22 protein-coding genes are annotated in these 26,621 nt (G+C 45.3%); 11 read left to right on the plus strand and 11 right to left on the minus strand.

Annotated features, from left to right (window positions below; translation table 11 throughout):
- Window positions 1-139 precede the first annotated feature (139 nt).
- Window positions 140-2,776 (plus strand): DNA mismatch repair protein MutS, encoded by a 2,637-nt coding sequence (gene mutS, locus ACO0KZ_RS10580; RefSeq protein ID WP_422995123.1) that lies wholly within the window; start codon window positions 140-142, stop codon window positions 2,774-2,776.
- Window positions 2,777-2,908: 132 nt separating this feature from the next.
- Here mutS and ACO0KZ_RS10585 read toward each other — a convergent pair whose 3' ends face one another.
- Window positions 2,909-3,439: an FKBP-type peptidyl-prolyl cis-trans isomerase gene (locus ACO0KZ_RS10585; RefSeq protein WP_422995124.1), complete on the minus strand. Its 531-nt coding sequence runs from the start codon at window positions 3,437-3,439 to the stop codon at window positions 2,909-2,911.
- 121 nt (window positions 3,440-3,560) lie between these two features.
- Here ACO0KZ_RS10585 and ACO0KZ_RS10590 point away from each other — a divergent pair, with 121 nt between their 5' ends.
- Window positions 3,561-4,697, plus strand: coding sequence for a JmjC domain-containing protein (locus tag ACO0KZ_RS10590; RefSeq protein WP_422995125.1), 1,137 nt, complete (start codon window positions 3,561-3,563; stop codon window positions 4,695-4,697).
- A 305-nt stretch (window positions 4,698-5,002) separates the two neighbouring features.
- A complete protein-coding gene (locus ACO0KZ_RS10595) occupies window positions 5,003-5,242 on the plus strand; it encodes a hypothetical protein (RefSeq protein WP_422995126.1) in 240 nt (79 codons plus the stop codon).
- A gap of 196 nt (window positions 5,243-5,438) precedes the next feature.
- On the opposite strand, the gene bamC is transcribed toward ACO0KZ_RS10595, so the two are convergent.
- From bamC to ACO0KZ_RS10635, 8 genes are all read right to left on the minus strand, one after another.
- Window positions 5,439-6,629 carry an outer membrane protein assembly factor BamC gene (gene bamC, locus ACO0KZ_RS10600; RefSeq protein ID WP_422995127.1) on the minus strand — a complete coding sequence of 397 codons (1,191 nt, stop codon included), beginning with the start codon at window positions 6,627-6,629 and terminating at the stop codon, window positions 5,439-5,441.
- A gap of 97 nt (window positions 6,630-6,726) precedes the next feature.
- On the minus strand, window positions 6,727-7,638 hold the full coding sequence (gene dapA, locus ACO0KZ_RS10605; protein ID WP_422995128.1) for a 4-hydroxy-tetrahydrodipicolinate synthase: 912 nt from the start codon (window positions 7,636-7,638) through the stop codon (window positions 6,727-6,729).
- A gap of 181 nt (window positions 7,639-7,819) precedes the next feature.
- A complete protein-coding gene (locus ACO0KZ_RS10610; protein ID WP_422995129.1) occupies window positions 7,820-8,362 on the minus strand; it encodes a class I SAM-dependent methyltransferase in 543 nt (180 codons plus the stop codon).
- Between the two features lie 19 nt (window positions 8,363-8,381).
- The gene (locus ACO0KZ_RS10615) at window positions 8,382-9,041 is read right to left on the minus strand and encodes a site-2 protease family protein (protein ID WP_422995130.1); all 660 of its coding nucleotides are present in this window, start codon (window positions 9,039-9,041) and stop codon (window positions 8,382-8,384) included.
- A gap of 54 nt (window positions 9,042-9,095) precedes the next feature.
- Window positions 9,096-9,719 carry an L-threonylcarbamoyladenylate synthase gene (locus ACO0KZ_RS10620; RefSeq protein WP_422995131.1) on the minus strand — a complete coding sequence of 208 codons (624 nt, stop codon included), beginning with the start codon at window positions 9,717-9,719 and terminating at the stop codon, window positions 9,096-9,098.
- Between the two features lie 66 nt (window positions 9,720-9,785).
- Window positions 9,786-10,661: a protease HtpX gene (htpX, locus tag ACO0KZ_RS10625; RefSeq protein WP_422995132.1), complete on the minus strand. Its 876-nt coding sequence runs from the start codon at window positions 10,659-10,661 to the stop codon at window positions 9,786-9,788.
- Window positions 10,662-10,762: 101 nt separating this feature from the next.
- Window positions 10,763-11,635 (minus strand): 3',5'-nucleoside bisphosphate phosphatase, encoded by an 873-nt coding sequence (locus ACO0KZ_RS10630; protein WP_422995133.1) that lies wholly within the window; start codon window positions 11,633-11,635, stop codon window positions 10,763-10,765.
- An 81-nt stretch (window positions 11,636-11,716) separates the two neighbouring features.
- On the minus strand, window positions 11,717-12,550 hold the full coding sequence (locus ACO0KZ_RS10635) for an NAD-dependent epimerase/dehydratase family protein (RefSeq protein ID WP_422995134.1): 834 nt from the start codon (window positions 12,548-12,550) through the stop codon (window positions 11,717-11,719).
- A 124-nt stretch (window positions 12,551-12,674) separates the two neighbouring features.
- On the opposite strand from ACO0KZ_RS10635, the gene ACO0KZ_RS10640 reads away from it, so the two are divergent.
- From ACO0KZ_RS10640 to ACO0KZ_RS10675, 8 genes are all read left to right on the plus strand, one after another.
- A complete protein-coding gene (locus ACO0KZ_RS10640; RefSeq protein ID WP_422995135.1) occupies window positions 12,675-13,703 on the plus strand; it encodes a CDP-6-deoxy-delta-3,4-glucoseen reductase in 1,029 nt (342 codons plus the stop codon).
- 303 nt (window positions 13,704-14,006) lie between these two features.
- Window positions 14,007-15,221 (plus strand): acetylornithine transaminase, encoded by a 1,215-nt coding sequence (locus ACO0KZ_RS10645; protein ID WP_422995136.1) that lies wholly within the window; start codon window positions 14,007-14,009, stop codon window positions 15,219-15,221.
- Window positions 15,222-15,252: 31 nt separating this feature from the next.
- The gene (gene argF, locus ACO0KZ_RS10650; RefSeq protein WP_422995137.1) at window positions 15,253-16,170 is read left to right on the plus strand and encodes an ornithine carbamoyltransferase; all 918 of its coding nucleotides are present in this window, start codon (window positions 15,253-15,255) and stop codon (window positions 16,168-16,170) included.
- Between the two features lie 66 nt (window positions 16,171-16,236).
- Window positions 16,237-17,466, plus strand: coding sequence for an argininosuccinate synthase (locus ACO0KZ_RS10655; RefSeq protein WP_186920562.1), 1,230 nt, complete (start codon window positions 16,237-16,239; stop codon window positions 17,464-17,466).
- Between the two features lie 95 nt (window positions 17,467-17,561).
- Window positions 17,562-17,879, plus strand: coding sequence for a pyrimidine/purine nucleoside phosphorylase (locus ACO0KZ_RS10660; RefSeq protein WP_422995138.1), 318 nt, complete (start codon window positions 17,562-17,564; stop codon window positions 17,877-17,879).
- Window positions 17,880-18,067: 188 nt separating this feature from the next.
- A complete protein-coding gene (locus tag ACO0KZ_RS10665) occupies window positions 18,068-20,083 on the plus strand; it encodes a M13 family metallopeptidase (protein ID WP_422995139.1) in 2,016 nt (671 codons plus the stop codon).
- A gap of 52 nt (window positions 20,084-20,135) precedes the next feature.
- Window positions 20,136-21,224: a sensor histidine kinase gene (locus ACO0KZ_RS10670; RefSeq protein WP_422995140.1), complete on the plus strand. Its 1,089-nt coding sequence runs from the start codon at window positions 20,136-20,138 to the stop codon at window positions 21,222-21,224.
- Window positions 21,221-21,952 carry a LytR/AlgR family response regulator transcription factor gene (locus ACO0KZ_RS10675; protein ID WP_422995141.1) on the plus strand — a complete coding sequence of 244 codons (732 nt, stop codon included), beginning with the start codon at window positions 21,221-21,223 and terminating at the stop codon, window positions 21,950-21,952. Before ACO0KZ_RS10670 ends, ACO0KZ_RS10675 begins: the two co-directional genes overlap by 4 nt.
- A gap of 41 nt (window positions 21,953-21,993) precedes the next feature.
- Here ACO0KZ_RS10675 and ACO0KZ_RS10680 read toward each other — a convergent pair whose 3' ends face one another.
- Window positions 21,994-22,608 carry a hypothetical protein gene (locus tag ACO0KZ_RS10680; RefSeq protein ID WP_422995142.1) on the minus strand — a complete coding sequence of 205 codons (615 nt, stop codon included), beginning with the start codon at window positions 22,606-22,608 and terminating at the stop codon, window positions 21,994-21,996.
- A gap of 7 nt (window positions 22,609-22,615) precedes the next feature.
- Window positions 22,616-26,617 carry a Pls/PosA family non-ribosomal peptide synthetase gene (locus tag ACO0KZ_RS10685; RefSeq protein ID WP_422995143.1) on the minus strand — a complete coding sequence of 1,334 codons (4,002 nt, stop codon included), beginning with the start codon at window positions 26,615-26,617 and terminating at the stop codon, window positions 22,616-22,618.
- Window positions 26,618-26,621 lie beyond the last annotated feature (4 nt).

Consider the following 26,621-nt stretch of genomic DNA (forward strand, 5'->3'; position numbering starts at 1 on the left):
CATTAATCAAGAGAGTTTCTAAAAAAATCAACGCAATTGCACGGTCTCTCTATTTATTTGCGCTATGATTTCGCACTCTGAGAAATCTCAAAAAGAATTCATTTTCTCCCGCACTCAATTCACAAATATCAATAAAAATATGGCTGCTACCGAAACTCACACCCCCATGATGAAGCAATATCTAGGTATCAAAGCGGATTATCCCGATACCCTAGTGTTTTATCGTATGGGCGACTTCTATGAATTGTTTTTTGAAGATGCAGAAAAAGTTTCGCGTATTTTGGGAATCACTTTAACCCAACGCGGCACCTCGAATGGCGCGCCGATAAAAATGGCGGGCATTCCTTTTCATTCGATAGAACCTTACCTCGCCAAGCTGGTGAAAATTGGTGAATCTGCAGCAATTTGCGAGCAAATCGGTGATCCAGCGACTAGCAAAGGTCCAGTAGAACGCAAAGTAATGCGTGTAATTACACCGGGCACCTTGACCGATACTGATTTATTGCCAGAAAAGGCAGAGCGCCCGCTTTTAGCAATGTGTCTATTTAGTCAGCGCAAGACTGTCAATATCGGCTTAGCTTGGTTGTCTTTAGCAAGCGGTGCATTAAAGTTGATGGAATTTGGCACTGATGAAAAATCACTACCAGCACGCTTGCAGCAAGAATTTGAAAGGATATCACCGGCTGAAGTTTTAGTATCCGCCGGTGGTTTAATGTTGGAAGAATTTCGACACGAACTACCAGGAAAATTTTCAGAAGTACCTGATTGGCATTTCGATCTCAAGCAAGGTCAAAAATCTTTACAAGACCAACTCGCAACGTCCACATTAACTGGTTTTGGCGTTGAAAATTTTGGTGCTGCTTTAGGCGCTGCTGGTGCCCTACTGCGCTACGCAGAATCGACACAAGGACGTGGCTTGAAGCACGTCAATTCACTGAGTGTGGAATCTGAAAACGAGTTTATCGGACTCGATACCGCTACGCGGCGTAATCTGGAACTAACAGAAACTTTACGCGGTCAAGAATCTCCTACTTTATTTTCTTTGTTAGATCATTGTCGCACCGCGATGGGCTCTCGTTTGTTACGCCACTGGTTACATCATGCACGACGCGAACAGCATATCGCTCGCAGTCGTCATCAAGCAATCGATGCTCTATTGCAAGCCGATGCAAGCACGGGGCTGTCAAATACCTTAACCTCAATTCCCGACATAGAACGCATTACCACCCGCATCGCACTACTCTCAGCGCGTCCGCGCGATCTCGCTGCGTTACGTGACGGTGTTCAACATCTAGGCACGGTTCGCACATATGTGTCTATGTGTTTGAAAAATAATGAACCTCAACTATTGACACAATCACTAACTGATCTGGCGACGCCTAGCGAATGTCTAGATTTGTTAGAACGTTCTCTGATGCCACAACCAGCGACTATGGTGCGAGACGGTGGCGTGATCGCGAATGGTTTTGATACTGAGCTCGATGAATTACGTTCACTCTCAGAAAATGCAGGTCAATTTTTGATTGACCTAGAAACATCAGAACGAGCACGCACTGGCATTACTAATCTTAGAGTCGAGTACAATAAGGTACATGGTTTTTATATTGAAGTCACGAATGGCCAAGCTGATAAAGTGCCGGACAATTATCGTCGTCGTCAGACTTTAAAAAATGCCGAGCGCTATATCACGCCCGAATTAAAAGCATTTGAAGACAAAGCTTTGTCAGCGCAAGAACGTGCTCTGGTACGTGAAAAAGTTTTGTATGAAAAATTGCTGCAAGATTTATTGCCACATATTCAAACTTTACAAACCATCGCGCATGCAGTTGCACAATTAGATGCCTTGGTAAGTCTGGCAGATCACGCCATGAAAAATAATTGGTGCGCACCGCAATTAGTTGGCGAGCCAACCTTAGATATCGTGCAAGGTCGCCATCCTGTCGTTGAAAACCAAATCGAACGCTTTATTGCCAACGATTGTCAACTTTCTGCCGAGCGTAAATTACTCCTAATTACAGGCCCAAATATGGGTGGCAAATCTACCTTTATGCGCCAAACAGCTCTGATCACTTTGCTTGCATATATCGGCAGCTATGTGCCCGCCACACAAGCTACTATCGGTCCGATTGATCGCATTTTTACACGTATCGGCGCTGCCGATGACCTAGCTGGTGGACGTTCCACCTTCATGGTCGAGATGACAGAATCCGCAGCAATTTTACATGGTGCTACAGAAAATTCCTTAGTTCTAATGGATGAAGTTGGTCGAGGTACATCGACCTTTGATGGCCTAGCGTTAGCTTGGGCGATCGCCCGTCATCTGATCATTACATCAAAGAGTTATACGTTGTTCGCAACCCATTATTTTGAGTTGACCCAATTACCAGATATTCATCAGAGCGCTGAAAACGTTCATTTATCCGCTATCGAGCACAAAGAAAACATCGTATTTTTACACGCGGTACAAGCTGGCCCTGCCTCACAAAGTTATGGTTTGCAAGTCGCTCAATTGGCTGGCATTCCTCAACCTGTGATTCGTGCTGCACGCAAACACTTGGCTGATTTGGAAGCGCAGTCTTTACAAAGCACGTCTCAATTTGATTTGTTTTCGAATAACCACAGCAGCTCGAATGATGGACCCGAGATAGAAACATCGTCGGCTCCACAAGACTCCGCGCTACTTACCGCCTTCGACGATATAGATCCTGATGCAATGACGCCTCGAGAGGCTTTAGATGCGCTGTACAAGCTAAAAGCGCTGGCCAAAGAAGTCTGATCAGCTTTGTAAAGCAAAAAAAGCTTCTGTACCTAAAATCGATGATTCCTGATCCCAATCTTGATACAGAAGCTTTCGAATTTCGCTTGCGAATTTACCTAGCGACTATATCGCAAAACCTTAGTACAAAACTTAATGTAAAGGATAAGTACGGTATTCACCGTCTTCATCATCTTCGTCGTCATCGTGACCATGCGCGCCATGCACGTGTCCGTGCGCGATTTCTTCTTCTGTTGCTTCGCGAACTTCGATCACATGCAAAGCAAATCGAAGCGCTATGCCAGCTAAAGGATGATTACCGTCCAAAACGACCTTATCTTCCGCGATTTCTGTTACCGTGAAAATGACGCTTTCGCCATCTTCACTTTCTTCAGGCGTACCTTCAAATTGCATACCAACTTCAATCGGTGATGGCAGGCGCTTGCGCTCTTCGATCTTTACCAACTCTGCATCATATTCACCAAATGCATCTTCTGGCTCTACCTGTATCGTTTCATCAAATCCGACTTCTTTTCCATCCAAAGCTTCCTCTATCTTTGGCAATGTGTTCTCATAGCCACCATGGAGATATACCATCGGCTCTTGTCCTTGTTCGATCAAGTTGCCGAGCGTATCAGACAAACTGTATTCGACAGTCACCACAGTATTTTTGGCAATTTTCATACTATTTCCTTAAAAATTTCAGTTCTTTTGTGCAGCAAAGAGCATTATACCCTCGTCAAGCAGGCGACTATGATTTATCCTGCCTGAACTTTTTTAGTTTTCCCTACCCCAAAGCTGCATTATGAAAAAATCTCCCGCTCTCACCTTATTAGGAGGCATTTCTCCTGAAGAATTTTTTGCTGAATATTGGCAAAAAAAACCACTCCTCATACGCCAGGCAATTCCGGGGTTTAAAGCCTTATTCAGTCCAGAAGAATTATTTGAGATGGCCGGACAAGATGATGTGGAATCAAGATTAATTTGCTTTTTCAATCAGCATTGGGAAATGAAAAATGGCCCTATAGATAAAATCCCCGTCAAGGAAAAGAAAGATTGGACGCTACTGGTTCAGGGAGTGAATTTACACCAAGCCAAAGCCGATGAATTATTGCGTCAATTCCGCTTTGCGCCGGATGCCCGCTTGGATGATTTAATGATCAGCTATGCACGCGAAGGCGGAGGCGTTGGCCCCCATTTTGATTCTTATGATGTATTTTTATTACAGGCTCACGGTCAACGTCGCTGGCAAATCAGTGCGCAAAAAGATTTAAGCTTGATCGAAGGTATGCCTTTGAAAATTTTGCGCAGCTTCAAGTCTGAACAAGAATTCATACTTGAACCCGGAGATATGCTGTATCTGCCTCCGCACTATGCGCACGACGGCGTTGCCTTAGGTGAATGCATGACATATTCGATAGGTTTCCGTTCTCCGTCATATCAAGAGTTAGGTGAGAGTTTCCTGCAGTTTATGGCAGACACGATTGAATTACCTGGTCGCTATGCAGATCCAGATTTACAAATGAGCAAAGCGCCTGCAGAACTGAGCGAGGTAATGCTAGATAAAGTGGCTGGTGAACTTGCTAAAATTACTTTCAGCAAAGAAGATATGGCAATTTTCTTGGGTGAGTATTTGACTGAGCCCAAAGCCAGTGTGTTTTTTGAGTCTCCAGAAAAACCTTTGAGTCCAAAAAAATTCAGCCAAGCGGCACTCAAATATGGCGTGAGTCTGTCACTAAAAACGCAGATGTTATATCAAGGAAAACATGTATTTATCAACGGGGAATCGTTCAGTGCGGGCAAGGTCGATAAACCTGCCTTGACCAAGTTAGCCAATCAACGTTCTCTTAGTGCCGATGATATCGCCAGTGCATCAGATGACGTGTTAGAAGCATTCTGCATTTGGTATGAAGATGGTTGGTTAGAGTTGGCGAAGAAATGATTGTTTTACTACATGAAATAGCGAACTTTATTTGCGCAAAAAACCTTGTTTGATGCACATACAACAGCAAAACGCGAAATTGTCGCTTAAATTGTATGAATAGTTCATTTTTTTTAAAAAAATGGCCTATAGGTATATTCGATTGACAGAAAAATCATTATAATTCGCGGTTAGGAAAGTTTCGAAGGGTTTGCAAGATCTTTTTGATTTTTGTGCCGACGGTCTAACCTATTGAGCGATAATTACCGGTAATTATTCATCGCAAGTTTGTTGTTTTTTTAGATCTATTTATTGAAAGTAAAAACATGAAAAAATCACTTTTGCTCGTTTCCTTGTTGGCTGTAGCTTTGGTAGCTTGCGGTAAGAAAGAAGAAGCTCCAGCAGCTTCTACACCAGCAGTTGAAGCAGCTCCAGCATCTGCAACAGCAGCTCCAGCATCTGCGCCAGCAGTTGAAGCAGCTCCAGCATCTGCAACAGCAGCTCCAGCATCTGCACCAGCAGCTGAAGCAGCTCCAGCAGCAGCTTCTGCAGCAGCATCTAAGTAATTTTTATTACTTTTAAGAAAAGCCGGTCATAGACCGGCTTTTTTTGTACCTCATTTTTGGTATCTTTTCTTTCCGCACCCCAACTTCTGCATTTAGAAATTGATAATTTGCAAATTCCCTAAGACTCCATGGAAAAACACGAAAAAAAACGGACCATACGGTCCGCTTTTTACACTTAAATCAATTTCAGAACATCTTATTTGAGCTGCTCATTCAAGACTTTTAGTATCTTATTGGCCACAGGACTAGAAGAAACTTTACCATCTTCACCATGTACCGTTACACGACTGGCTTCACCGGCATCACGCACCAAGATACGGAATTTTTCACCATCCTTCACTCCATCACTCGAGCCCCATGAGAACAAGCGTGCAAAGAAGCCTTGGCTAGCACCTTTAGTCTTAGCATCAATATCCTGATCGATATAGCGAACGAAATACAGACCTTTCGAACGATCCCTATCTTCAATCGTGAAACCAATACGATCTAAAGCCAAACCAACGCGACGCCATGAACGATCAAATCCTTCATCTGTCTCGAGATAACTCAATTCGTTCAATGTCAACAACTTAGAGCGAGGTGCACCAGTTTGTGTAGCGGTGGGCGCTGTTGCAGCAATTGCCGTTTTTACCTTAGCCTCGTCCGATCCTAATCGCAGCATCAAACGGGATAAGAATTCAGCTTCGAGCCCAGCATCATTAGCACGCGATGTCCATGCGGTATTGTCTTTTTGTAGACCTGTCAACACTTCTTGCGCGCCGCGATGACTGATGTAAACCTCAACGTCACCATTCGCTGCACGCTCCACACGGGTACGAAATTTGTCGCGTTCACCTGTCGAATATAGGCCATCAAACACCTTACCGATGGTAGAACGAATAATGTCTTGCGGGATTTTGCCGCGATTCTCGGCCCAGTCGGTTTCCATAACACCAGTAGCTTCATTTTCGACATTGATTAAAAAGCCTTGTTCTTGCCAAAAGTCCTTCAATTGTGGCCATAAAACTTCTGGTGCAAATTTCACGACCAAATAGCGCTGAGTTCCATTGCGTTCAATACGCATATCTTTTAACTGACCAAGTGCGACTGCACCATTAGCCGTCGCAACAATCCCACCAGCGCGTTTTGCTGCATAAGAAGATGCGGTCGCACTCCCCTGCTCAGCGTCAGGAATAGAAAAACGACTATCACGACGAATTTGGGTCAAATCGGGAGGTACATCGAGGGAAGTGGTTTTTGCTTTGCTTGCGCTTCTGTAATCAATACGATTGGAATCGGAGATATTACCCACGAAACTACAGCCAGCACTCAATCCAGCAGCGCCAATTACACCAGCCAATGCCAAAGCATGAACCATCTTTTTATTAGCAACAACGCTTTTTGCCATGTGAAAATCCCTACAAATTGTAATCAATTAAATATGCATGAAAGCACGAGTACTAGTCACTAACCATAGACTAACCATGCGCACTCGCCAAAAAAACTTATTGCAATACACCTGCTTCACGTAAAGCGGAACGAACAATATCATGATATTGGCTAGAAAGGCTAACCAAAGGCAAACGAATTCCAGCTGGCATCAAGCCCATTTCTGCCAGAGCCCATTTGACTGGCACAGGATTTGGCTCAACAAATAACTTAGCATGTAGGGGAATCAAACGATTGTTAATCTCAACTGCTTTGGCGATTTCGCCTTTCATCGCTGCAGCACATAATTCATGCATAGCACGCGGTGCGACGTTGGCAGTTACCGAAATATTACCTTTACCACCACAAAACATCAAAGTCATCGCAGTTGGATCATCGCCGGAATATACCGCGAACGATGCTGGTACCAAGCGCAACAATTCCAAATCACGGCCTACGTTACCGCTGGCTTCTTTGATCCCGATAATGCCAGGCACTTGCGCCAAGCGGACAATAGTCTCGTTCGACATATCGGCCACGGTTCGACCTGGTACATTGTACAAAATAATAGGGATATCAACTGATTCAGCAATTTTCTTAAAATGCTGAAACATGCCTTCTTGGGTCGGGCGATTGTAGTACGGCACTACCTGCAAAGAAGCATCTGCGCCAGCTTCTTTGGCAAACTTAGTCAAAGCGATTGCTTCGACTGTAGAGTTACCACCCGAACCTGCAATGATGGGAACGCGCTTATTCGTATGCTCTACCGCAACACGAATCAATTCACAATGTTCTTCGACACTAACCGTCGGTGACTCACCAGTAGTGCCAACAATCACAATACCGTCAGTACCTTCTGCGATGTGCCAGTCTATCAACTTGCGCAATGTTGGAATATCGAGACTGCCATCGGCATGCATAGGGGTCACAATCGCGACCAAACTTCCTTGTATCGTTGTCATCTTAGCGCGTGGGAAAAGTAAAGCCATTATTGTAGCGGATCGTTACCTGCTATGGGAGAGAATCGAAGACGGATTCCAGAAGAATCCTATACAAAACGCGTCCTGACAGAAACTAGACTAAGCACAAAATTGGCGTGTGGAAAAATAAGTTGAAATATCAAATAAAAACTAGCGATCAATATGAAAAAAACAGTCCATTCTCGATGAATTATTCACGTAAACGCCGGATACAAATTCTTTGAACGATCGCCTCGGTGATCTGGTTGACATACGTGTGCTCAAAAGCAAGGCATTGCTGATGCCAACCCTCCATTTTTGTGCAGACAAAATGTTTAAGTAGTTCGTTCTCTTGCAACAAAAAATCGGGATTGCGCGGACGCCCGTATTTTTCATTTCCGTTTGCAAAAGTCTCATAAATCAACACGCCCTGATCGGCGAGAGACTGCAAAATAGAAGCCATCAGCGGACGATGCAAATAATTGGTCACAATAATGCCGGCAAACTTCTCTGCTTCAAACGGCCATTTAAAACCTTCTTGCTCGAGATCTAAGCTGAAACATGTCACACCTTGCAGCTGTAGCGCTGCCAAAGAATCGACATCACGATCTACCGCCCATACTTCATAGCCAGCCGCCAACAAGAAATGGGTGTGTCGACCGGAACCACAGGCCAAATCGAGTATGGGTCCTTTTGATTTAGGAATGTCTTTAAGAAAGCGCTTTACCCATAATGAGGGATGGCCGTTACTCATACGAATTCACTAAAAATACTCAATTTAACAACATAGTGATTGGCGTCAACACCAGCTGCAAAATGTATTGGGCTATGTTCATCAATGGGTACATCCAAAATTGCAAAATTTTAAAATAAACCAAGGCCATGACAATGAAAAAACCATAGGGTTCGATCTTAGAAAACTGAAAGGCTTGCCGATGTGGCAGCAAGCTAGTCAAGATACGCCCACCGTCCAGCGGCGGAATTGGGAACAGATTAAATGCAAACATGACCAAGTTGGTCAACAATCCTGCTTGCGCCATACGGTAGAAGAACTCGTGTTCGACTTTAAACGCGACCAAAAGCACCGCCAAAATCATCCACAAAAAAGCCATAAAGAAATTAGCGCCCGGCCCGGCTAAGGCTACCCAAGCCATATCACGTTTAGGCTTACGTAAAGCACCAAAATTAACTGGTACTGGTTTTGCATAGCCAAACAAAAATTGTCCGTCAGTCGCCAAATACAAGACGATAGGGATAATAATCGTACCAAACAGATCGATGTGCACAATAGGATTTAAGCTCATGCGCCCTTGGCTGTAAGCTGTCATATCACCGAAATACTTCGCAGCATAGGCGTGCGCAGCTTCATGCAATGTAATCGCCAAAATGACAGGAATCGCGTACACCGCAATGGTTTGTATCAATGCATCCATGAATTTAATTCATCCTTAGTTCTATTTTTTACAGCAAAGTATCGCTTTAACGTTTTACAAACCAAACAAAGCAGCGTCGCCACGTCCCTGACGAATCAGTTCCGGCGTCTCCTGCGTCATATCGATGACAGTAGTTGGAATCAGGCTGCAAGCACCACCATCAATCACCAAATCGATTTGCTTTTCTAAACGTGCACGGACTAATTCAGGGTCGGTCAATGGCTCATCTTCGTCAGGCAGAATCAAAGTCGTCCCCAGTAATGGTTGCTTTAACTCTTCTAACAAAGCGTGAGTAATCGGGTTTTCTGGTACGCGCAAACCTATTGTTTTACGAGAAGGATGACTTAGTCGACGCGGCACTTCCTTGGTCGCTTCCAAAATGAAGGTATAAGCCCCCGGCGTTGCCGCCTTCAACATCCTGAACTGGCGATTGTCAACTTTGGCATATTGCGCGATTTCGGATAAATCGCGGCATAACAAAGTTAAGTGATGCTTCTCATCGACACCACGAATTCGGCGCAAACGCATTACGGCATCTTTATCATCAAGATGACAAACCAGCGCATAACAAGAGTCCGTCGGCAAAGCGACTATGCCGCCCTGATCAATAATTTGTGCCGCTTGTTTAATCAAACGTAACTGAGGATTATCGGGATGAATTTGAAAAAATTGGCTCATAAATAAAGTCTGCGAATGTGACAACGGAGGCTGAGCCTCCGTTGATTATCTTGTTGATTATTCTGATTATTTTAATTGCTGCAGCGCGGCGATACGCTGTGCCATTGGCGGATGGGTGGAAAACAATTCAGCCCAACCTGGTTTATCACTGATACCGACAGCCGCCATGGATTGTGGTAACTCGCCTGGGGCCATACCGCCTAAACGCGCTAAGGCATTGATCATAGGCTGACGGTTACCCAACAATTTCGCTGCGCCGGCATCGGCACGGAATTCCCTCTGGCGTGAAAACCAAGCAACGATTAAAGAGGCGCCTATACCAAACAAGATTTGAAAAACAAATGAGGCAATATGAAAGCCAATGCCAGGCGTATGATTTTCATCATTTTTCGACAAGAAACTATCGACCGCATAAGCAGCAATACGCGACAAAAATACGACAAAGGTATTCACCACACCTTGAATCAAAGTCATAGTCACCATATCGCCATTCGCGATGTGCGCAACTTCGTGTCCCAATACTGCTTCGACCTCTTCTTTGGTCATGCTTTCCAATAAACCGGTCGAGACCGCAACCAAAGCGGAATTCTTAAATGCGCCTGTCGCAAAAGCATTTGGCTCGCCGTTGTACACCGCAACTTCCGGCATCGCGATACCTGCGCGCTCTGACAAAGTTTTTACCGTGCTGACCAACCAGAATTCTGTCGATGAAGATGGGTTGTCAATCACGCGAGCGCCCGTTGACCATTTCGCCATCGGCTTACTGATGAGCAAAGAAAAGATCGAACCAGTAAAACCGACCACCAAGGAAAACACGGCCAAAGCACCCAGATTCAAACCTTTACCCGTCAAATAATTATTGACACCCAACATCGACAGAATGACGGTCATCACTAACATGACAGCAATATTGGTCGCTAAAAATAAGACGATACGTTTCATATTCAATTCTCCAAAACCTAATCAACAAACTATTGTGGACTATACATGTTGCAATATGGTTGTGCTTGGCGTTATTTCAAGTGCTACCTACCGACACAAGATTACTTTTTCCAATCATGCCAAACTGGCGTCAAATCTTTCGCAAGTGGTGGCAATTGACCTAAATCCGGCAAATTCTCGTCTGGCGCATGAAAATCGGAACCGCGTGAAGCCATAAAACCGTAACGATTAGCGATTTTAGCGTATTCATCGTATTGATCAACCGTATGACTACCAGTGACAACTTCAATCGCTTTGCCACCTAGATTTTTAAATTCATTGAAAAAGGCGTCAAAAGCCAATGGCGTCAAATCATAGCGCCCCGGATGCGCTACAACTGCAACTCCGCCAGCACCACGTATCCACCCTATCGCTTCCGGCAACGTAGCCCAGCGATGCGGCACAAAGCCCGGCTTACCATCCGCCAAATACGACTTAAATACTGATGATACATCTTCACATACGCCGATTTCGACTAAGTAACGTGCAAAGTGAGAACGAGAAATCAGATCAGGATTGCCGACATATTTCAAAGCACCCGCATAGCAATTCGGAATGCCAACTCGAGCCAAATCGGCCGCCATATCTTCGGCTCGGCGCTGACGTCCAGAGCGGGTTTTAACCAAACCCGCCAAGAGATCAGGATTGGTTTCATCGATATTGAGGCCGACGATATGAATGGTTTTATTCGCCCAAGTGACGGAAATTTCTAGACCTGTCACATAATCCATACCCAAATCAATCGCTGCTTCCCTTGCTGCGGCAATACCACCCACTTCATCGTGATCGGTTAAGGCCCAAACATCGACACCCTGCGCATGTGCACGCTGCGCCACTGCGGCAGGTGCTAATACACCATCAGAAACTGTAGAGTGGCAATGCAGATCGACATTGAGGCCGTCGAGTGGGTCGATACTTGAGACTTGGGCAGACATGATAAAACCAGATTCAAACAATAAGAATGGACATTGTACTCCTGCAAAGCAGGCTTTGCCGCATTGCGGCAATTATGCTGACTACGGTTGCGTTGGAATCTGCTTTAAGGCATCTGCTACCGTAGGAAACATCAATCGCGCGCCCAATTCTATTTTAATCCTTTGATTCTGCAAACGTCGCGACTCTGACATAAAAGACAAAAGCATAGGTGACACTTGTTTCTCCAATTCAAGCCGTGGCAAACGTGGTGCGCGCGGTAAGTGAAAGTGATCGGCGACCTCATCAAAATAGTCTGCCATTTTCAAATCACTATCATCCACGGCATGATAAACGCGATTTGGCTGCGCTCGAAATATTGCCAATTTAATCAAAAGAGCGAGGTCTTCCGCGTGAATATGATTTGTGTACACGTCGTCGCCCTCAATCAACGCCGGCGTGGCTTTGCGTAATCGTTCGATTGGCAAGCGATCCGCGGCATAAATTCCAGGCACCCGCAAAATCGACAACATCCCACCGCGTCGCCTAGCCCATTCACGCAACATATTTTCCGCGGAGACGCGGCGCTTAGCTCGGGGATTATTGGGATTCAAAGTTCTGGTTTCATCAAACTGTGCGCCACCACAATCACCATACACACCTGTGGTGCTGATATAAACAAGATGCGCCTTCTCAGGTAAAATGGCGGCTAAATGCTTGGTTCTGACATCAATTTCGCCATCACTTCTTGGCGGTGCCAGATGTACGATAGTTTTGGCGAGTCCGGCTAATCGCTTTACCGTATCAGTTTGATCTAAATCGGCAAACACAGGTACAGCACCGGCAGCACGTAAGCTTGCAAAGCGTTCAGAATCGGCGCCTTGACTCGTCACAGCAAACACCCGAAAGCGATCAACCAGATGGGGTAACAAGCGCATACCAACATCGCCACAGCCAATGATCAGGCATCGGGGTTTTGCAAATTTTGCGGTGTGACTTGCTTTTGAAATACCTGGCTGCATGGGTTTTATATTATTTAGTTTTTTTGAATTCAGGAATCGTATGACGTTTCAAGTAACAATCTCTCCGAGTGGTCGCCAATTTAGTTGCGATGCTGATGAAACTGTATTGTCTGCCGCCTTACGCGCAGGCCTCATTTTGCCATACGGTTGTAAAAATGGTGCTTGCGGCTCCTGCAAAGGCAAAGTTAATGCTGGTCAAGTCGTCCACGGCAATCATCAACAAAAAGCCTTGAGTGACGAAGAGGAAGCACAAGGTGGCGCGTTATTCTGTTGCGCAAAACCGCAATCCGATCTGAATATCGAAGCCCGTGAAATGCTGGCTGACGACGACTACCCTCTCAAAAAACTACCAAGTCGCATTGCCAAGCTAGAAAAATTATCTGATGACGTGATGCTTATCGAGTTGCAATTACCCGCAAATGAAAAGCTCAATTATCGCGCTGGACAATATATTGAATTCTTGCTGAAAGATGGGAAGCGCCGCAGTTATAGTCTAGCAAACGCACCACATATCGACGGCCCATTGAGCTTGCATGTCCGTCATATGCCGGGTGGTTATTTCACAGACCAAGTATTTACCACCGTCAAAGAGCGCGACATCATGCGCTTTGAAGGACCACAAGGTAGCTTCTATTTGCGTGAAGAATCTGATAAACCGATGATTTTGCTGGCATCGGGTACGGGTTTTGCGCCGATCAAAGCCATTGTCGAACATTTAATCCATATCGAATCTAAACGCCCGGTCCATTTATATTGGGGCGGCCGTCGCCCGCAAGACCTCTACATGCATACACTGTGTCAAGAATGGGCGAGCAAGCTTGAGGGTTTCCAGTACACGCCCGTGATTTCCGATGCAGCGTCCGAAGACAATTGGAATGGCCGTACAGGTTTCGTACATCAAGCAGTGATTGATGACTATTCAGATTTATCGACGTATCAAGTCTATGCTTGCGGTGCACCTATCGTGATGGAATCAGCAAAACGGGATTTTGTAGCAAAGTCGCATTTGCCCTTAGATGAGTTTTATGCGGACTCGTTTACCTCTGAAGCGGATTTAACAAAAAACTAATTTTCTTAAATTCATGAAATTATTTTTCATTTTTTTTGATTTTTTTCAGTATTGCAGTGCGCAAAACCGCAAAAAAACCGTTACACTACGCCCATGAAAAATTTTACCGACATGTCCTCCCCAAATATCGCTCGACGCCGCTGTTCGCACACCGAGCCTGGGAAGTCTTGCGCGTAAGAAAAGCAAGGTTACGATAAAACCACAGGCTCAAGCCCTGTGGTTTTTTTTTGTCATCAAATCGAAGTAACTTCTGCTGTAACATCTTTACATCCCAGTTTGCATTTATCTTTAAGGAGTTTTGAAATGGAATTTAGTCAGTACAACGTCAACGCCCTGATGTACATCACACCACGTCCTGAATTGGTGTTTACGGAAGGGCTAGGCATGTGGATGACTGACCATAAGGGCAAACGCTATCTCGATTATTTACAAGGCTGGGCCGTCAATTGCCTTGGTCACTCACCGAAATGCATAGAAGACGCGATCGTCGCACAAGCGGGCAAATTACTGAATCCTTCGCCTGCTTTCTACAATGAAAACATGATCAAGCTGGCCGATCAACTCACGCAACATTCCTGCTTTGATCGCGTATTTTTTGCTAACAGTGGCGCAGAAGCCAATGAAGGTGCCATCAAACTAGCGCGTAAATGGGGTCAGAAAAATAAAAACGGCGCATTTGAAATCATTACTTTTGATCACGGCTTCCATGGCCGCACTTTGGCTACCATGTCGGCATCAGGCAAACCTGGTTGGGATACGATATTCGCACCGCAAGTCACAGGTTTCCCTAAAGCAGATTTGAACGATATTGCTTCAGTTGAAAAACTGATTAACGAAAAGACTGTCGCTGTGATGCTTGAACCTGTTCAAGGCGAAGGCGGCGTGATTCCGGCAAGTCGTGAATTCATGCAAGCTCTGCGCGAACTGACTAAGAAACACAATGTTCTATTGATCGTTGATGAAGTCCAAACTGGCATGGGTCGTACAGGCGAATTGTTCGGCTACCAGCTCTCTGGAATCGAACCAGACATCATGACTTTGGGCAAAGGCATAGGCGGTGGCGTTCCACTCGCTGCCCTGCTCGCAAAAGAAGCAGTGTCTTGCTTTGTACCTGGAGATCAAGGTGGAACCTATAACGGCAATCCACTAATCACTGCGGTTGGTCTTGCTGTCATCAATGCATTGACGGCACCTGGTTTCCTCGATGAAGTAAAAGCGAAGTCGGCTTATTTAAGTAAAGCACTTAACAGGCTTTCTGATCAATTCGCAATGGAAGGTGAACGCGGTGAAGGTCTGCTGCGCGCGCTCAAACTAGGTAGCGACATCGGCCCACGTTTGGTTGAAGTAGCACGCGATCTGGAACCAATCGGTTTACTGATTAATTCTCCACGCCCAAATTTACTCCGTTTTATGCCAGCACTAAACGTCAGCTACGAAGAAATCGACACCATGATTTCTATGTTGGGCACAGTCATCCAACAGGTGATAGACGAAAAAGTAGCTGAAACAAAACAATAAACTCATTTTGCAATTTGCAGAAATATTGACCATGGCTATCAAACATTACTTACAGGTTTCTGACCTGAATCTCGATGAATATGACTATCTGATGCAGAGAGCTCGTATCATCAAAGATCGTTTTAAGAAATACGAACCTTATCACCCGCTACTGGATAGAACGCTGGTGATGGTATTTGAAAAGAACTCCACGCGTACACGTTTAAGCTTCGAAGCAGGCATGCACCAGTTGGGCGGTGCGGCGATTTATTTAAATACACGCGACAGCCAACTGGGTCGTGGTGAGCCTGTTGAAGATGCGGGTCAAGTAATGTCACGCATGTGTGACATCATCATGATCCGCACATTTGAACAAGAGATGATAGAAAAATTTGCCGCGAATTCCCGCGTACCTGTCATCAATGGTTTAACCAATCAGCATCATCCTTGCCAGGTGTTTGCTGACGTTTTCACCTTCATCGAACATCGTGGCTCCATCGCAGGTAAAAAGGTGGCATGGATCGGTGACGCCAACAACATGTTGTACTCGTGGATGCAGGCTGCGAAGGTCTTTGGCTTTCATCTGCACATTTCCACGCCTAAAGGCTATGACATTGATCCGGCGTGTGTGACAGTTGAACCTGAACATTACTCGGTATTTGACAATCCATCTGACGCCTGTGTTGGTGTCGATGCCGTCAATACAGATGTCTGGACTAGCATGGGTTACGAGGCAGAAAATCAAGCACGTTTAAAAGCTTTTGATGGCTGGATCGTGGACGAATCCAAGATGGCTCGCGCCAATCCCGATGCGATTTTCATGCACTGCTTGCCTGCGCATCGAGGCGAAGAAGTATCAGCGGCCGTCATCGATGGTCCACAATCAGTAGTTTGGGATGAAGCAGAAAATCGCCTACACGTACAGAAAGCTTTGCTTGAATACTTAGTCATCGGCAAAGTCGATAAATAACTATTCGACCTGAATATCAAGATAAAGATTTTCGTTTACATACTTTTAGCAAATAGAGAGCACATTATGAGCGACGTTAGAAAAGTAGTTTTAGCTTACTCCGGTGGTTTGGATACCTCCGTGATTTTGAAATGGTTACAAGACAACTACCAGTGTGAAATCGTCACTTTCACAGCGGATTTGGGCCAAGGTGAAGAACTCGAACCAGCGCGAGCCAAAGCCTTGAAGTTTGGCATCAAGCCAGAAAACATTTTCATTGATGACGTACGTGAAGAATTCGTGCGCGACTTCGTCTTTCCTATGTTCCGTGCCAACACCGTGTACGAAGGTGAATACTTATTGGGCACCTCGATTGCGCGTCCATTGATCGCAAAACGTTTGATCGAAATCGCGAAACAAACTGGCGCTGACACTATTTCGCATGGCGCAACCGGCAAAGGCAATGATCAGGTACGTTTCGAACTCGGCGCCTATGCTTTGATGCCGAATGTCAAAGTCATCGCGCCATGGCGTGAATGGGATTTATTGTCCCGTGAAAAATTGATGAAATATGCCGAAGATGCTGGCATCGAAATCGATCAAAAACACAAAAATGGTGGCGCGCCCTACTCTATGGACGCCAATCTTTTGCACATTAGTTTTGAAGGCCGCCATTTGGAAAACCCAAGTGCCGAAGCAGAAGAATCCATGTGGCGTTGGACCGTCAGTCCAGAAGCGGCACCAGACCAAGCTGAATACCTCGACATCGAATACGAAAAAGGGGATATCGTGGCGTTGAACGGCGTGCGTATGTCTCCAGCTACGGTGCTGACAGAATTGAACCGCCTTGGTGGCAAACACGGCATCGGTCGTTTGGATCTGGTTGAAAATCGTTTCGTCGGTATGAAATCACGTGGCTGTTACGAAACGCCTGGCGGTACGATCATGTTGCGCGCGCATCGTGCGATCGAATCCATCACTTTAGATCGCGAAGTCGCTCATTTAAAAGATGATTTGATGCCACGTTACGCTAGCTTGATTTATAACGGCTACTGGTGGTCACCAGAGCGCCTGGCATTGCAAACTTTAATCGATCACACTCAACAAAATGTGAATGGCTGGGTACGCGTCAAACTTTACAAAGGCAATGTGATTACCGTGTCTCGCGATTCAAAAACCGACTCTTTATTCGACATGAATATTGCGACTTTTGATGAAGATGGTGGTGCCTACAACCAAGCGGATGCAGGTGGTTTCATCAAGCTCAATGCCTTGCGTATGCGCATTGCAGCGAATGCAAAATTGAAACGCGGTTAATTCAATAACGGTAGAAAAACATGGTCAAATGAGCGTTCCTGATTTGTCCATGTTTTTTATACTGGCGTCCTCAAAATTTCAATTCTTTATCTAATATGTCCACTCAATTCGATCAGATCAGTGTCATCAAAAAAGCAAATATTTACTTTGATGGAAAATGCGTTTCTCACACTGTCATTTTTGCTGATGGCACAAAGAAAACCATAGGTGTGATTTTTCCATCCAATCTCACTTTCAATACTGCCGCAGCAGAGATCATGGAGATCAACGGCGGTAAATGTAGAATCACTTTGGCGGGGGAAACCCAAGTTCAGGAATATCAAGCAGGACAGCAGTTTTCTATTCCTGCTAACAGCAGCTTCTATATTGAAACTTTAGAAACGCTGGACTACGTCTGTCATTTTATCGCTTGACGCATTCACATACCGCTGAAGACTGACACGGACTTCAGCTTTTTTTCCACTCATACCCCATCAAAGCCACTCGGCACCTTTTTTACTTTAGTACCAAAGCCCGCCTCACAATCTCACCATGCGACAAAAGAATTCTTAGCTTCAACCGGCGGATTCATTTGTTTTTTATTAAACATCGTGAGGTCAATATGCGCTCCATTAATCTTTCAGCTTCTGCTTTATTCGTGGCTTTATGCCTTTCACCCAATTTGTATGCACAAAACAGCGGCATCAAAATGCAAGATATCGATACCAGTGTTCGCGTTCAAGACGATCTGTATCAAGCCGCTAATGGTGCTTGGTTAAAGCGGTCCACGATTCCTTCAAGCAAGAGCGAAATCTATGCGGTGGAAACTCCCGAAATTGTTAAGCAAAGAATACAAAACATCGTCACAAAATTAGCGAAAAATCAGCATAAAAAAGGCAGCATAGAACAAAAAATAGGTGACTATTTTCATAGCTATGTTGATCTAAAAACGATCGATGCAAACGGTACAACAGCTTTGTCTACCATCCTCAAAGAGATCGATGGAATACAAAACCTAGAACAACTCGCCGCTTGGCAAGGACGTATGCATGGCATCATTAAAACACCCATTTGGCTATGGGGTGGTTTCGCTGATCTTCGCGATCCGAATTTGAACCGCGCATTTGGTATGCAAGGTGGTTTGGGCTTACCGGATCGTGACTATTATCTGAATTTACAAGATGCGCGGTTCGCGACAGCCCGCGCCGCCTACCTGAATTACCTCACACAATTGGGACAACTGACTAAGCTCGCCCACCCGAAACAAACTGCGCAAGCCGTGCTGAATCTAGAAAGCAAAATTGCACAAGCCCACACGGCAAGCCAGGATGCGATGAATCCTGCAAATGTACAAACACTCACGGCACAGCAATTAGAAACCTTAGCACCTGGTTTTCCCTGGACAAAATTCCTTGCTGACGCAAAAATTCCTGAGCAAGACAGCATCAACTACATGCAAGCAAAGACGGCAATTGGTATCGCAAAGTTGTATCAAGAAATACCTTTAGAGGATTGGAAAAATTACTTCAAAATGCGTGTCGTGAGCGAAGCCGCTCCGGTTCTACCTAAGCCATACCGAAGTGCCCATTTCACCTTTCAACAGAAGAACCTGCAAGGCATTAGTCATGAAGGTGCGCGTACAACTAGCGGCATTACAGTGGTGAGTGAGGCCTTGAGCGAAGCACTTAGTAAAGCCTATGTCGAACAATATTTCCCAGCTGAAAACAAAACAAAGATCAGCCGTATGTTCGACCAATTACGACAAGCTGCCAAACAAAATATAGAACAAGTTCAGTGGATGAATGCGTCCACAAAACAAGAAGCGTTGGCGAAACTAGACAAGCTCAAAGCGAAGATCGCCTATCCAGACACCTGGAGAGACTATACGAAATTGGAGATTGTTGCGGGTGACGCTTTGGGCAACCGACACCGCGCCAAACGTTTCGAATGGGAACGTCAAGCCGCGATGTCAGGAACTAAAGTAGATAGAAGCTTATGGATGATGTCGCCGATAGAAGTGAATGCTTATTACGATCCAAGCCTAAATGAAATCAATTTGCCGGCTGCGTTTTTGCAAGCCCCATTCTTTGATCAAAATGCCGATGACGCCAGTAACTATGGAAAATTAGGCGCTTTCATCGCGCACGAAATTTCTCATGGATTTGATAACAATGGTGCGCAGTTCGATAGTTTGGGAGTCATGCGCAATTGGTGGAGTAAAGAAGATCGTGAACACTATCGTGCGAAGGAACTTGGCTTAGTTGATTTTTACAATAAGTTGGAGGTATTACCCGGAAAAAATGTTAACGGTACGCTGACTTTACCCGAAAACATGGCAGATATCTTGGGTTTGCAAATCGCATTTCGCGCTTACCAAAATACCCTAAACGGTAATACTTCAAAAGCGATGGACGGTTTCACTGGCGAACAAATATTCTTCCTTGCCTATGCACAAACTTGGGCAGTATTACGCCGCGACGAACGTAGTCTGCAACTATTAACCAGCGATCCTCATGCTCCCAATCAAGTACGAAGCAATGCTACAGTAATGCACGTAGATGGCTTCCACACTGCGTTTGGCACAAAAGAAGGTGATAAACTGTACCTCAAACCTGAGCTCCGTTTTCATCTCTGGTAATTGTTTAAAATGAAGTCCGAAATATTTTTATAATCAGCGAATACCAAGGGCAATGAAACTCAATTTCTTTCCTCGCGAACGCGAATTTTGGCTTTATCATTTGATCGCCAGTAGCATCGTGGCAGCTATCACTGCCATGAGTGGTTTATTGTGGAGTCGCCATTCTCACTTCAACGCCACGTTGGCATTGGTCTGGATCATTCCATTCACGTTCGCTGCACTAACTTTTCGTTGGCACTACAAAACGCGACAATGGAATCGATTGTCTATGGGACGATTGGTACCATTAGTGCTGTTTTATGCAGCTGTCTTTGCTTTTCTTATGATGTCTCTACTTGTGCTAGTGGTCATGCCCTTTTTTTGGCATGACATGGTACAAGAAGACTATGCCTTGGCAAGAAATTCTATAGGCTTCGTTTCTCAGTTTATTTTGACTGGTAGTTTGCAATTGCACATCACGGTTTGTGCTTGGTTCATCTTATATATCAGTTTCTCGAAAAATAAAGAAGTCAAAGAACGCGAACTAACAAATTTGCAATTGCACGCACATTTAAAAGACGCGCAACTAAGCAATTTGAGCAATCAATTAAATCCTCATTTTCTGTTCAATGCACTCAATAACATTCGCTTCCTAATGCATGAAAATGTGCCGATGGCGGATGACACACTAGTGGCTCTATCTGAGCTTTTACGCTATTCACTGGAGAGTGCCAAGCATGAAAAAGTCAGTGTAGCGCAAGAGCTAGAAATTGTTGAACGCTATATGTTGATTGCAAAAATCCAGCATGAGGACCGCTTGCAGTTCTCGATGTCTATTCCCAGCACCATGCACGCTTATCTATTGCCACCTATGCTGCTGCAGATGTTAGTTGAGAATGCAGTGAAGCATGGAATAGAAAATTTGCACGAAGGCGGACGTATTACTTTACGTGGAGAACTAGAACAGGACAGAATCTGCTTTCACATAGAGAATGACATTCCGCAGGAATCCTCATTGCAAAAAGTTGGTTTCGGCATAGGATTACAAAACATAGGCAAACGTCTGCGGCTTTTGTATGGAGATAAAATGCATTTAACAACGACTAACAATGCGCACTCATTTATCGTGCAATTGAGCATACCGCAGGAGAAAAAAATATGAAAGCCATCATCGTTGAAGACTCACGTCTCGCTCGTGAGGGGCTAACGCGCATGCTGACACAGTTTACTGAAATCGAATTATTAGGGGCGGCTGATCACCCTAAGCAAGCTTTGCCGTTGATAGAAGAAATGAAACCCGAACTACTGTTTCTCGATATTCATATGCCCGGAGAAGACGGCTTCGAATTGCTGGCAAAGTTAAGCTATCAACCTACCATTATATTCACTACTGCCTACAGCGAATATGCGATACGCTCTTTTGAATTTGATACCATCGATTATCTGGTGAAACCGATTAGCCAGGAAAGATTGGCGCAAGCGATCAAAAAACTATTTAATAAATCCGGTGAGAATCAAGAAACTAAGGGGAGCATCGAGACGAATAAAGCAAGGCTGGAAATCAACAGCAAGATATTCGTTAAGGATGGTGAAAAGTGTCATCTTGTTTCACTCGACGCAATTCGTTATATCGAAAGCTGCAAGAATTATGTACAGCTTTTTTTTGACAACCAACGTGCCTACGTCAAAAAGTCTTTGAACACCATAGAAGAACGATTGCCGACAGAATATTTTTTTCGGGCTAACCGACAACACATCATCAATTTACAAGCGATAAAATCCATAGAAGAATCCATGCAACAGGGTTATTTGGTAACACTTAACAATGGCAAAGTGCTAGAAATTTCGCGCAGAAATGCAATCGAGCTCAAAGAACGCTTAAGCTTTTAAGCCAGATTTACAATAGAACAGCGACAAGTGTGTATTTCGCGCTAGATGTCCGCGCCAATCGCACATGCAATAAATGGCGCATGCGGTGTAGGGACTAGCAAGAACTGACAACTCTCTAATTGCTTTTCCAATGCTTGCGTCCACTCCTGCAAGACTATGCCACAACACTTTAACTTAGCCTCATGACGTAGCCAATAAGAGAGAAAAATACTAGCCTGCTCCTTGAGATTTTTCTGTGTATTGAGCTTTTCTTGTGCCAGCACAAACTCAGTTCCCAAATACAGTTCCGCAACTGCGCTCCAATCAAAATCAGGCAAACTGACTGCAAGATCAATACCAATATGGCGATGCAGATGGAGCGCAACGATGGCATAGTCTCCATCGTAACTCATAGAAATGGCGAGCTTTCTGCCTTCGACAAAAACAGAAGGTGCTTCGCCTGGGATGGAACGAATTTCTATGGCTGAAAGCGGCACCTGAAACACATCAGAAAGAAAATCACAAACGACTGAGCGCAGGCGGTGTCTGGCTACAGCGCGATCCCGATTCTGCGCGCCTTGTGAGATCAGAATGACATAAGAATGTTCACGCAGAAACGCTACCGCTTCCTGATGTTGATCAGCTTGAGCAAATACCGGTGGCTTGACGCGCAACATCGCAGCCTCAAGCCATCGCAGCAGGGCAACCGCGCCAATTGGACTTAGCAGGTATGAATTCGCCTTTCATCACTAGAGTGAGCGCGCCGAGATTGGCGTGATCACCCACTACCGCGCTGTACAAGACGAAACTACGTGGCCCCAGATACACATACTCACCGATAATCACATGATCCACCTTCATCACACGGTCTTCAAATAAATGCGTTTGTGGGCAAGCTGCTGCATTAATTTCACTATAAGCGCCGATAGTCACGCAATCGAATTCGGTAATATCAGTCGTATCTAAATACACGCCCTTACCAATTTTTGCACCTAGCAAATTAAACGCTAATGGCAACCAAGGCGTTCCTTTCAGATAACGCATGAAGTTTGGCACCGCAATCCCCTCGTAAAGATTGGTAATCGCTTCGGAAGACCAAACGAACCAGGTCCACATAGGATGACTGCTCTTCTTATAACGCCCAATTAGAATCCATTTTGCCAAGAAAATGAACACGAAACACCCTGCGCCATAAAGCAAGCCAGAAATGACCAAGTAGAATAAAACCTCCAGCCAGCGTTCTTCTGCAGCCAATGGCATCAGATCAAGCACAATGGTATAACCAATCGCGATCACCAGTGCATGTGGTGCGATGATACGGAAGGCTTCGATTAATCCGCGTGCGACACGTCGCCATAGCGATGGTTTGAAGGTCAGATTTTCAGCAAAACCTTTGACTTCTTCACGAGCAGGCAAATTCATTGCCGGTGAACCTATCCATGTATCGCCACTATGCATCGCGGCGTTTGCGGGCGCACTCGTATGCACGCCGATCAAGACGTTTTCAGGGATCACGGTGCCGTCAGGAATATACGCACCATTTCCAACAAAACTACGTCGAGATATTTCGGTGGCTTGCACCGACATCCAACCCTGATCTATTTCTTCATCACCTAGCATCACCGCATCAGCAATAAAACATTCATCACCCAAGGTGAGCATATCAGGCACTACTCCAAGAGCCGTAGAAACCTCCGCGCCCTTGCCCACTTTCGCACCTAGCATGCGGTACCAGAACGGTGAATAAACCGTGGCATAGACGCCATGCAAGACATTCAGACTTGATTCCTGAATTTGATTAACTAACCATTTTCCACAATAAACATTGCTGTGTACCGCATAACGGCCTGGAACCATTTTTGGCAACAAGCCCCAACGTATGCCGGCTGACAATATCGCAGTACAAACGATTAACACCGCAGTCGCTGGAAATGCAAAGACGAAATATTCACTTAACTGCAAAACCACGTCTGCATTCTGCGTACTTGGCAAGAGTTCCAAATTATCTAGCCAATCAATCAGAATGAATGTCGGAAAAACAGGCAGGAAAAACAATGCCGAAATACTCAAACTTCCCAAAATAAAGAACACAGCCTCACCAAATTCACGCGAACGACTAACTACAGGACGCGGTGGCAAAGCCTGTGGATTAAATTGGCCAACATCTCGCGCCGGAGAGCCTTCCCACATACGCTGTGCCGGTATTTTTTGACCATCCACCAAGCACGATTGCCCGCCGAGGTGCGCTTGCTGCTCGATACTGGTGCCGCCTTCAACGACAGCATACGAACCTACGTAAGCATTTGCACCAATATCAATCCGTCCCAAATGCAAAAATCCTTTTTCAACTCGTGCGTTTTCAAAATTACAGGCATTGCCTATGCTTACTCCGTCGCCAACATTTAATAAATCAGCAGCACGTAAAGTGATCGAGCCTATCAATACTTCATTGCCAATTTTTGCACCCAATGCTCTTAACCACCAAGTATAAATTGATGAGCCACTGAGCATATACGCAGGTGCAGCCTCGATCACTCTATCGACTAACCACCAACGAAAATACATCAATCCCCACAAAGGATACTTACCCGGTTTCATGCGTCCAAGTATCAGCCACTTAGCTGCAATCGCAAGGAAGAATTCGGCCATTGTGACCAGTAGAAAACACGCGAGTGATAAAGCGACCGCACCTGAAATTGAATCGTCATTATCACCAGTAAAGAAGTGATATGCAAAAAATGGCGTCAACCACTGCAGCATACGGAACGCGACTAAACAAGGAATCATAGTTGCCTGCGCAATGCCACAGATCCAACGTTTTAACGACGACGGTGGTATCCATGCTTCGGCGCTCTGGTTTTGATCTGCCGCCTTGATCAGACCTTCTTGCATCACCGTGGCAATTTGCCCGACTCGACGCTGCTGGTAAATATCGCTGATTTTAAAGTACGCAAAACGGGCATCTAAGCGCAAGGACGACACCAGGCGTGCCGCCATCAATGAATGTCCGCCCAGATCAGTAAAGAAATCAGCATCACGACGGATCGATTGACCAGGGAAAAGACGCGTCAAAGCCTCAAATAAACAAGTCTCGGCTTCGGTTTCCGGAATGTCACTTTCCGATGATGACACTTGTGTTGCTAACTCTTGTGCTTTTAAGGTTTTGCGATCAATTTTGCCTGAGCTTAGGCGCGGCATTTCATCCAAAAATTCATAACGTGTCGGCACCATGTAAGCTGGTAAGCTCTGCGTCAAAGCTTGACGTAATTTACTGGCATTGACCAACTCGACATCAGCACCCGTTTCACGAACCATGAAGGCGATCAATTGATCAATACCCTGCTCTGAACGCAAAATCACGGCGACTGTTCCTACACCGTTTTGCTTCGCCAATACGGCTTCAATTTCACCCAGTTCAACCCGAAAACCGCGTATCTTGACTTGATCATCAGCACGTCCCAAACACTGCACAGTGCCGTCTTCACCGATCTTAGCCAAATCACCAGTACGATAAATTTTGTCGTTTATAGGGTCATTGGCCCAAGGATTTGCCAAAAATTTTTCCGCGGTTAAATCAGGACGACCAAGATAACCCGCCGAAACACCTGGACCAAAAATGCAAAGCTCTCCGGTCTCACCACGCTCTAACAAACGCAATCCTTTTTCAACATCGGCGTCGATAACTAGCAAACCATAATTCGGCAAAGGAATACCTATCGTGACTGGCTCGCCAGCGTGCAATGGTGCCAGACTGGCAGAAACCGTAGCTTCGGTTGGCCCATAGGTATTAAACATCTTGCGCCCATTCACCGCCCACCGGTCTACCAGACTGGCCGGACACATCTCGCCACCAAGATTGATCAGGCGCAGGCAAGGAACATCAATACTAAACAAAGCCAACAAGGTAGGCACTGCATGCAATACGGTAATCCGATTGGCGATCAACGCACGTGGCAATGCATCGGGGTCGAGCGCGACTTCCTTGGGCGCAATCCATAGAGTCGCGCCGACTAAATAACTGATCCAAATTTCTTCAAATGACATGTCAAATGCCACTGAAAAACCTTGATAGACACGATCATCTACACTAATTCCCAAGACGCTATTCTCACTACGTAAGAAGTGACAAATACTGCCCTGATTGATGACGATTCCTTTTGGCTTGCCAGTTGATCCAGAGGTGTAAATTACGTACGCTGGGTCATTCACATCGACAGCGCCGCGCTTACACAATTGCGTATCCACCGCACGTGACAAATTTGCTGCTGTGAAAATAGGTTTCCCTAATTGCTCAAGATGCGGCAGGAATTCATCTGCAGTTAACAAGCCTACTGCCTGCGCATCGTCAAGGCAAACCGCGATTCTATCCACTGGCACTTCCGCATCGAATGGCAACCAAGCCGCACCGCTCTTCGCGATCCCAGCTTGCATCACCAATAATTCTATCCCGCGCGGCAACCACAAGCCGAGTATGTCACCTGGCTTCACGCCTGCTTGAACAAGATGATGAGCTACCAGATCAGCGCGTACACCTAGCTCGGCGTAACTAATCTGTTCATGATCACTAGAAAGTGCTATTTTTTTTGGCGATGTTTGAATTGTCGCCTCAAGCAAATCGGCCAAACACTCGGATTTGATTAATTCGGGCTGTACATTACCGTACAAAATATTGCTATCTGATTTCATTGAT

It is taken from the genome of Undibacterium sp. Di24W (assembly GCF_049340325.1).
Classification (GTDB): domain Bacteria; phylum Pseudomonadota; class Gammaproteobacteria; order Burkholderiales; family Burkholderiaceae_D; genus Undibacterium.

Bases quoted from the DNA above. Each gene is read 5' to 3' on its own strand.
- ACO0KZ_RS10685 (WP_422995143.1), bottom strand. From the start codon at position 26,617: ATGAAATCAGATAGCAATATTTTGTACGGTAATGTACAGCCCGAATTA.
- ACO0KZ_RS10660 (WP_422995138.1), top strand. From the start codon at position 17,562: ATGTCCACTCAATTCGATCAGATCAGTGTCATCAAAAAAGCAAATATT.
- ACO0KZ_RS10675 (WP_422995141.1), top strand. From the start codon at position 21,221: ATGAAAGCCATCATCGTTGAAGACTCACGTCTCGCTCGTGAGGGGCTA.
- ACO0KZ_RS10630 (WP_422995133.1), bottom strand. From the start codon at position 11,635: ATGTCTGCCCAAGTCTCAAGTATCGACCCACTCGACGGCCTCAATGTC.
- htpX (WP_422995132.1), bottom strand. From the start codon at position 10,661: ATGAAACGTATCGTCTTATTTTTAGCGACCAATATTGCTGTCATGTTA.
- ACO0KZ_RS10665 (WP_422995139.1), top strand. From the start codon at position 18,068: ATGCGCTCCATTAATCTTTCAGCTTCTGCTTTATTCGTGGCTTTATGC.
- ACO0KZ_RS10655 (WP_186920562.1), top strand. From the start codon at position 16,237: ATGAGCGACGTTAGAAAAGTAGTTTTAGCTTACTCCGGTGGTTTGGAT.
- ACO0KZ_RS10610 (WP_422995129.1), bottom strand. From the start codon at position 8,362: ATGAGTAACGGCCATCCCTCATTATGGGTAAAGCGCTTTCTTAAAGAC.
- argF (WP_422995137.1), top strand. From the start codon at position 15,253: ATGGCTATCAAACATTACTTACAGGTTTCTGACCTGAATCTCGATGAA.
- dapA (WP_422995128.1), bottom strand. From the start codon at position 7,638: ATGGCTTTACTTTTCCCACGCGCTAAGATGACAACGATACAAGGAAGT.
- ACO0KZ_RS10635 (WP_422995134.1), bottom strand. From the start codon at position 12,550: ATGCGCTTGTTACCCCATCTGGTTGATCGCTTTCGGGTGTTTGCTGTG.
- bamC (WP_422995127.1), bottom strand. From the start codon at position 6,629: ATGGCAAAAAGCGTTGTTGCTAATAAAAAGATGGTTCATGCTTTGGCA.
- ACO0KZ_RS10670 (WP_422995140.1), top strand. From the start codon at position 20,136: ATGAAACTCAATTTCTTTCCTCGCGAACGCGAATTTTGGCTTTATCAT.
- ACO0KZ_RS10595 (WP_422995126.1), top strand. From the start codon at position 5,003: ATGAAAAAATCACTTTTGCTCGTTTCCTTGTTGGCTGTAGCTTTGGTA.
- ACO0KZ_RS10620 (WP_422995131.1), bottom strand. From the start codon at position 9,719: ATGAGCCAATTTTTTCAAATTCATCCCGATAATCCTCAGTTACGTTTG.
- ACO0KZ_RS10645 (WP_422995136.1), top strand. From the start codon at position 14,007: ATGGAATTTAGTCAGTACAACGTCAACGCCCTGATGTACATCACACCA.
- ACO0KZ_RS10585 (WP_422995124.1), bottom strand. From the start codon at position 3,439: ATGAAAATTGCCAAAAATACTGTGGTGACTGTCGAATACAGTTTGTCT.
- mutS (WP_422995123.1), top strand. From the start codon at position 140: ATGGCTGCTACCGAAACTCACACCCCCATGATGAAGCAATATCTAGGT.
- ACO0KZ_RS10615 (WP_422995130.1), bottom strand. From the start codon at position 9,041: ATGGATGCATTGATACAAACCATTGCGGTGTACGCGATTCCTGTCATT.
- ACO0KZ_RS10640 (WP_422995135.1), top strand. From the start codon at position 12,675: ATGACGTTTCAAGTAACAATCTCTCCGAGTGGTCGCCAATTTAGTTGC.
- ACO0KZ_RS10590 (WP_422995125.1), top strand. From the start codon at position 3,561: ATGAAAAAATCTCCCGCTCTCACCTTATTAGGAGGCATTTCTCCTGAA.
- ACO0KZ_RS10680 (WP_422995142.1), bottom strand. From the start codon at position 22,608: ATGTTGCGCGTCAAGCCACCGGTATTTGCTCAAGCTGATCAACATCAG.